The organism is Frankia tisae, from assembly GCF_025403405.1.
In the GTDB taxonomy this organism is placed as follows: Bacteria; Actinomycetota; Actinomycetes; order Frankiales; family Frankiaceae; genus Frankia; species Frankia tisai.
Window position 1 is genome coordinate 1 of sequence record NZ_JANEZT010000375.1, and the last position, 6,447, is coordinate 6,447.

The 6,447-nt window shown below is 72.0% G+C and carries 7 protein-coding genes; 3 read left to right on the plus strand and 4 right to left on the minus strand.

Going from position 1 to position 6,447, the window contains the following annotated elements:
- Both NBZ85_RS25855 and glpX read right to left on the minus strand, forming a co-directional pair.
- Positions 1-669 (minus strand): sterol desaturase family protein (locus NBZ85_RS25855; RefSeq protein WP_261562772.1); only part of this gene is annotated, 669 nt, incomplete at its 3' end.
- Positions 670-692: 23 nt separating this feature from the next.
- Positions 693-1,748 (minus strand): class II fructose-bisphosphatase, encoded by a 1,056-nt coding sequence (glpX, locus tag NBZ85_RS25860; RefSeq protein ID WP_261559642.1) that lies wholly within the window; start codon positions 1,746-1,748, stop codon positions 693-695.
- Between the two features lie 363 nt (positions 1,749-2,111).
- Here glpX and NBZ85_RS25865 point away from each other — a divergent pair, with 363 nt between their 5' ends.
- Positions 2,112-2,693: a DUF4245 domain-containing protein gene (locus tag NBZ85_RS25865; RefSeq protein WP_261559641.1), complete on the plus strand. Its 582-nt coding sequence runs from the start codon at positions 2,112-2,114 to the stop codon at positions 2,691-2,693.
- 316 nt (positions 2,694-3,009) lie between these two features.
- Here the strand turns inward: NBZ85_RS25865 and NBZ85_RS25870 are convergent, their stop codons facing one another.
- On the minus strand, positions 3,010-3,348 hold the full coding sequence (locus tag NBZ85_RS25870; RefSeq protein WP_261559639.1) for a hypothetical protein: 339 nt from the start codon (positions 3,346-3,348) through the stop codon (positions 3,010-3,012).
- 351 nt (positions 3,349-3,699) lie between these two features.
- On the opposite strand from NBZ85_RS25870, the gene NBZ85_RS25875 reads away from it, so the two are divergent.
- Entirely contained in the window at positions 3,700-4,011 is a 312-nt protein-coding gene (locus NBZ85_RS25875; protein WP_261559638.1) for an exodeoxyribonuclease VII small subunit, read from the plus strand.
- Between the two features lie 25 nt (positions 4,012-4,036).
- On the opposite strand, the gene xseA is transcribed toward NBZ85_RS25875, so the two are convergent.
- Entirely contained in the window at positions 4,037-5,251 is a 1,215-nt protein-coding gene (xseA, locus tag NBZ85_RS25880; RefSeq protein ID WP_261562773.1) for an exodeoxyribonuclease VII large subunit, read from the minus strand.
- A gap of 142 nt (positions 5,252-5,393) precedes the next feature.
- Here xseA and NBZ85_RS25885 point away from each other — a divergent pair, with 142 nt between their 5' ends.
- A complete protein-coding gene (locus NBZ85_RS25885; protein WP_261559635.1) occupies positions 5,394-6,359 on the plus strand; it encodes a 4-hydroxy-3-methylbut-2-enyl diphosphate reductase in 966 nt (321 codons plus the stop codon).
- The last annotated feature ends 88 nt before the right edge of the window (positions 6,360-6,447 follow it).

Sequence of the window (6,447 nt, forward strand, 5' to 3'; positions counted from 1 at the left end):
GGCGGTCGGGGAGAGCTCAACGGCGTCCCGCGGCGGATTCGTGCGCAGGGCCAGATCCCCGAGGGGGCTGGTCACGCCGAGCCAGTAGCGCTCGTTGCGGTAGTGGTGCAGGCGATGGCCGCGCCAGACCCGCCGGTAGTACGCCGTCCGCGGTGGGACCCGGGTGTGGATGAGGAAGTGCGTCCAGTCGTAGGCGAGCACGCCGACACCCGCGCACAGCGCCGCGGTCGCCGCCGAGGGCGGTCCGAGCAGCGCCGGCAGGGCCGCCGCGGCCGTTCCGGTGATGACCTCGCGTGGGCGCAGGAACATGGTGTCCAGGTCGGCCGGATCACGGTGGTGCTGCTCGTGGCCATAGCCGGCGAGCTGGTAGCCGACGGCGCCCAGCCGGCTGGCCGGGCGGGCGTGCAGCACCAGCCGGTGCACACCCCATTCGACGAACGGCTGCGCGACGGCGGCAGCCACGGCGATCCGAGTGTCCCGGGCCCGCCACGGCCCGCGGGCCGCGCGCACGGCGGCGAGCCCCCCCACGCAGCCGAGCAGCACCGGCGGGCGGGGATGGGCGAGGAACCGGCGGGCGGCAGCCGCCAGCGTGCGGACCTCCGCCGCACTGCCATGCGGCCCTGGCCGGTCGAGCCGGACGAACAACGCCGCGGGGGACAGCCGCGCCACGCGATCGCCTCCCGGCGGTGAGATCAGAACGGAACGGTGGAGTAGGCCTGCAGCTTGGTGAGCTGATGCTGGCTGTCGACCCGGCGAATCGTGCCCGAGCGGGAGCGCATCACCAGTGACGACGTGCTGGCGCCACCCGGGCGGTACCGTACCCCGGCCAGCAGCTCACCATCTGTGATTCCCGTTGCAACGAAGAAGACGTTGTCGCTGGCAACGAGGTCGCGGGTGGACAGCACCCGCTCCGGGTTGTGCCCGAGCGCGACGACCTTGCTCCGCTCGGCCTCGTCCTTGGGCCACAACCGGCCCTGGATCACCCCGCCCAGGCACGTCACGGCGCAGGCGGTGATGATCCCCTCCGGCGTGCCACCGATGCCGAGCAGCAGGTCGACACCGGTGTCGGCGGAGGCGGCCATCACGGCGCCGGCGACGTCGCCGTCGGAGATGAGCTTCACGCGGGCGCCGGCGGCGCGGATCTCCTCGACGAGCTCGGTGTGCCGCGGGCGGTCCAGGACGACCACGGTGACGTCGCGCGGGTGGATCGCCTTCGCCTTCGCCACGGCCCGGATGTTGTCCTCGACGGAGGCGGTGATGTCGACGACGTCCGCCGCCTCCGGCCCGGCGACCAGCTTCTCCATGTAGAAGCAGGCGCTCGCGTCGTACATCGAGCCGCGTTCGCTGACCGCCATGACGGACACGGCGTTGTTCATGCCCTTGGCGGTGAGCGTGGTGCCGTCGACGGGGTCGACGGCGACGTCGCACTCCGGGCCCTCGCCCGAGCCGACCTGCTCGCCGTTGAACAGCATCGGGGCCTCGTCCTTCTCCCCCTCACCGATGACGACGACACCGCGCATCGACACGGTGCCGACGAGCCGTCGCATCGCGTCGACGGCGGCACCGTCGGCGCCGTTCTTGTCACCGCGGCCGACCCAGCGCGCCGCGGCGAGCGCGGCGGCCTCGGTCACCCGGACGAGTTCGAGGGCAAGGTTGCGGTCCGGGGCCTGCCCCTGCACGGCCAGCGTGTCGGGCACAGCCGAGGAGTCGGAGGACCTGGCGGCGAAGGCATCGGGAGCGGAAGGCACGGCTGTGAGCCTAGTTCGGCTACCCCGCAGGCGCCCGAGATAGCCAGCCTCGCGACAGGCTAAGCCCCGCCAAACATATCCCGGAGCATCGCTCGGTGTCAGACGAACCGAGGCATCCAGTCTGTCGTGCGCGTGACAGCCGGGGAGTCGAAAACTTGCGCGCAACCTTCCGGTGCATACAGGCGTCAAACGCTTCGATCGGGCGGCCGTCACGCGGAGGGGGCGTGACGGCTGCCCGTCGGCGTTCCACCCCCCTCCACGGCACCCACTGTGGGCGAGATCCCCGCCACACCGGTGCCGTAAGGGGCCGCCCGAACCGGTCCCGGCCCACCACCGGCCCCCCGAGACCTGGAAGATGGGGGCGTGGCACAACGACAGCGACGCGGCCAGGAAACGATCAGAGACATGATCCTCTCCCTCGCCGCGGTCATGGCGGGCGTTCTGGTCTTCGTCATCTTCGTGATGCCGCGAGGCAGCGACGAGACAGCGGTCAAGGTCGTCGCGACGGCCGGGCCGATGGCGGCCTTCGCCCGGCAGACGTCCTACACCCCGCTCGCCCCCGCCGGACTGCCCGGGTACTGGAAGCCGACCTCGCTGCGGCTGACCGGCCCCACCGGCAGCTCCGACGGCGGCAACATCGCCGAGGCGACGATCGGCTACGTCATCGACCGGTCCGGCCATCGGACGTACGCCCGGCTGCGGGAGAGCAACGCGCCGAAGGCGGTGCAGAAGCTGCTCGGCAACCGGCCGCCGCACGGGACCGTGGACGTCGACGGGGCTCCCTGGGAGCAGCGCCCGGACGCCGACGGCCATCTCGCGATCAGCCGGACCGACAGGGACCTCACGGTCATCATCGACGACGGCGGCGGGAAGGGCGGCGCGACCCAGGCCGACCTGGTCGCCCTCGCCGAATCGCTCCAGTCGGTCCAGCCCAGCGGGGCCTGACGGCCCGCGGATCGTCCGCGCGGGAACCCGAACGCAAAGCCGAGAGCGACGCGGAACGCCGAGCATCCCGGTGGATGTTTCCGGCCGCCATCTCCGCAAGATACTTAAATTTACCCAAATGGTAAGAATCGATTTGTCCGCCGAGACTTCGCGTCGAATGGCTCGCGGCCCGGGGCGGCACGCACGCAATGTGCGCCGAATGGCCCGGAGCCGATGCCAGCCGCTGTCGACGCCGCGGGCTGGATACCCGGACCTGCGGGTCCGGGTATCCAGTACTGCCGGAATCGTTGCGATGGCGGGGCCGACCTCGACTACCTCAGCGCTGGCTGGCTCCCGCGGCTACGGGAGGCCGCTCGGACGGCACAGGATGGCCGTGCGAGCCGTGCGAGCCATCCCAGGCGTTAGCCGCCGGGATGAGCACCGCCAGACCGAGGATGAGACCAGCCGCGCGCCGCAGCAGCGGCCCGCCGGCCAGGATGCGCCGGTTGGCCCGGTCACCCCGACCGCCCTGATCGGTGGAGCTGGTGTCGCGAGACGCCGTGCCGGCGAGGTCGTGCCGCAGCAGGACCGAACCTCTCGGGGAGGCGGGTGGGACTCGCCCCCGGGAGCGACCGACGACGGCCTGGCGTCGGAGCGACGGACGTGCGCCGGGCATGTGGTGTACCTCCGGACCGCCCGAAGCGGACGGGCGGCCAGCCGAGTGGGGCCCGCACATTCACGGACCACCACCAATCTGAAACGTCCTGCAGTGACCTTGCACTATGGATCTCCGCCAGGCCAACCCGCTTCGACCATGATTGTCGCCCGATTGATATCACGTTGCGCCGACGGAGTGCGGCATTTCCGGCTTCGGGTGGCGCCCGGCGTGGCGCCGGATCCGGTCGGGAATACTCGTGACACGCCGCGTCGAATTTTCGCCCGAGCCGCGCGGAGGTACGAGGCGTCACGATCGGGCCATGGCATCGCATTGGCCAGAAATTGGGTATGCAGGGGCGCGGAGGTGGCGATGTCTGAAAGTCCTGGTTCCACAACGTTCGGCGACTCTCCCGGGAGCGGGCGGCCCGCACGACCGAACCGAAGCGCACCGAACTCGCCCGCACCGGAAGCGCCCGATCCCCCTGGGCCGCCGGCGGTCAGTTACGAGACCGCCCGCGCCGAGCTGGAGGAGGTCGTCCGCCAGCTCGAGGCGGGCGGGGTGACCCTGGAGCAGTCACTGGCCCTGTGGGAGCGCGGGGAGGAGCTGGCCCGGACCTGCCAGGCCCTGCTCGACGGCGCCCGTGCCCGGCTTGCCGCCACCGACCCCACCCGCGACGCCTGACGCCGACGCCCGCGCTGTGGTCGGTTCAGTCCTCGGTGACGGCGGCCCCGAGTGCCCCGCCCGCCACCCGGATGGCGAGCCGCTCGCCCGGTCCGACCTCCGCGGGGTCGCGCACGACCGCGCGGTCCGCCGCGCGCTGCACGACGGCGTACCCACGGTCGAGGGTCGCCGCCGGGGACAGCGCCCGCACCCGGGCGCGGGTGGCGACCAGATCGCGTGCCGTCACGTCCAGCGCGTGATGCACGCAGCGCCGGGAGCGGGCCAGCAGGGCGGCGACGTCGTCCGAGCGCCGGGCGAGGTCGCGGGCGGGCACCGCGAGGACCGGGCGGCCCCGCATGTCCGCGAGCCGGCGCTCCTCCCGGTCCAGCCGGTGCTCGACGACGCGGCGCGCCCGCGCCCGCAGCTGGGCGACCGCGACGGACTGCTCGCCGACGTCGGGCACCACCCGCTTGGCGGCATCGGTGGGGGTCGAGGCGCGCACGTCGGCGACGAAGTCGAGCAGCGGCGCATCCTGCTCGTGTCCGATCGCCGACACGACCGGGGTGCGAGCGGCCACCACGGCGCGCACCAGCGCCTCGTCGGAGAACGGCAGCAGGTCCTCCATCGACCCGCCGCCACGGGCGATGACGATCACCTCGACCTCGGCCCGACCGTCAAGCTCGCGCAGCGCGTCGATGACCTGGGACACCGCCAGCGGGCCCTGGACGGCCACCTCCCGCAGCACGATCCGCACCGCCGGCCAGCGGCGGCGCGCGTTCTCGACGACGTCGCGCTCCGCGGCGCTGGCGCGCCCGGTGATCAACCCGACGGCCGAGGGCAGGAACGGCGGGCGCCGCTTGCGGGACGCCGCGAACAGGCCCTCCGCGGCCAGCGTGGCCTTGAGCTGCTCCAGCCGGGCCAGCAGGGCACCCGCGCCGAGCGGACGGATCTCCACCACCGCGAGGGCGAGCGTGCCGCGGGCGGGGTGGAAGGACGGCTTGCCCCACACGACGACCCGAGCGCCGTCCACGAGCGCGGGGCCGACAGCGTCACTGACCGCTCGCGAGCAGGTAACCCGCAGCGACACATCCGCGACGGGGTCCCTGAGGGTGAGGAAAACAGTGCCCATTCCGGGCCGGCGAACGAGCTGCGTGACCTGTCCCTCAACCCACACCCGGCCGAGCCGGTGGACCCAGTCGCCGACGGCGCGCGAGACCGTGCGAACCGGCAAGGGTTGTTCGGGTGTCGAGGTCAGGGCCATTCGGGCACCGTAGCCGGTCCGTCCGACAGGTCCAGAAGAGTCCGCGCGACCGTGGCCGGAGGTGGAGCGGACGATGTCGCCGACACGTGATGCATCGCCCGCGGCTCTTCCAGCAGGGCCCTCACCGCGTAGACTGACCAGCATGGGCCGGGTCCTTCTTGCCAAGCCGCGCGGCTACTGCGCCGGTGTCGATCGAGCTGTCGTGACCGTGGAGAAGGCGCTGGAGCTCTACGGATCGCCGGTCTACGTACGTAAGCAGATCGTGCACAACCTCCACGTCGTACGGACGTTGGAGGCCAAGGGCGCGATCTTCGTTGACGAGACCGACGAGGTACCACAGGGCGCCACCGTGGTCTTCTCAGCGCACGGGGTCGCGCCGACCGTGCACGAGGAGGCTTCCTCGCGTCAACTGCGCACCATTGACGCAACCTGTCCGCTCGTCAGCAAGGTGCATTCCGAGGCGCGTCGGTTTGCCCGCGAGGATTACGACATCCTGCTCATCGGCCATGAGGGCCACGAGGAGGTCGTCGGCACCACCGGCCAGGCACCTGACCGCATTCACCTGGTGGACGGTCCCGAGGATGCCGCCAAGGTGAAGGTGCGCGACCCCGAGCACGTCGCCTTCCTCTCCCAGACCACCCTCTCCGTCGACGAGACGCAGACGACCGTCAAGGCCCTGCGCGAGCGCTTCCCGCACCTGCAGGGCCCGCCGAGCGACGACATCTGCTACGCGACGCAGAACCGTCAGGTGGCCGTCAAGGAGATCTCCAGCGCGGTCGACCTGGTCATCGTCGTCGGCTCGCCGAACTCCTCGAACTCGGTGCGTCTGGTCGAGGTCGCGCTCGACGCCGGCGCACCGGCTGCCCACCTCGTCGACGACTCCACCGAGGTGGACGCGAGCTGGCTGGAGGGCGTCGAGACCGTCGGCGTCACCAGCGGCGCCTCGGTCCCCGAGGAGCTGGTCACCGGCGTCATGGTCTGGCTGGCCGAGCGTGGGTTCAACGACGTCGAGGAGGTCACCTCCGCCGACGAGCACCTCCTGTTCGCCCTCCCGCCCGAGCTGCGCCGTGACATCCGCGCCCGCGAGCGTGAGACCGCCGCTTCCTAAGCGGCGCCACCCAACAACGACGCCCACTGCCCCGCCCCGTGGCATCGACGCCACGCGGCAGGGTAGTGGGCGTCTCTCATTGGCGACC

Excerpts from the sequence above, each read along its gene's own strand:
- NBZ85_RS25885 (WP_261559635.1), top strand. The coding sequence starts at position 5,394 with ATGGGCCGGGTCCTTCTTGCCAAGCCGCGCGGCTACTGCGCCGGTGTC.
- NBZ85_RS25875 (WP_261559638.1), top strand. The coding sequence starts at position 3,700 with ATGTCTGAAAGTCCTGGTTCCACAACGTTCGGCGACTCTCCCGGGAGC.
- NBZ85_RS25870 (WP_261559639.1), bottom strand. The coding sequence starts at position 3,348 with ATGCCCGGCGCACGTCCGTCGCTCCGACGCCAGGCCGTCGTCGGTCGC.
- xseA (WP_261562773.1), bottom strand. The coding sequence starts at position 5,251 with ATGGCCCTGACCTCGACACCCGAACAACCCTTGCCGGTTCGCACGGTC.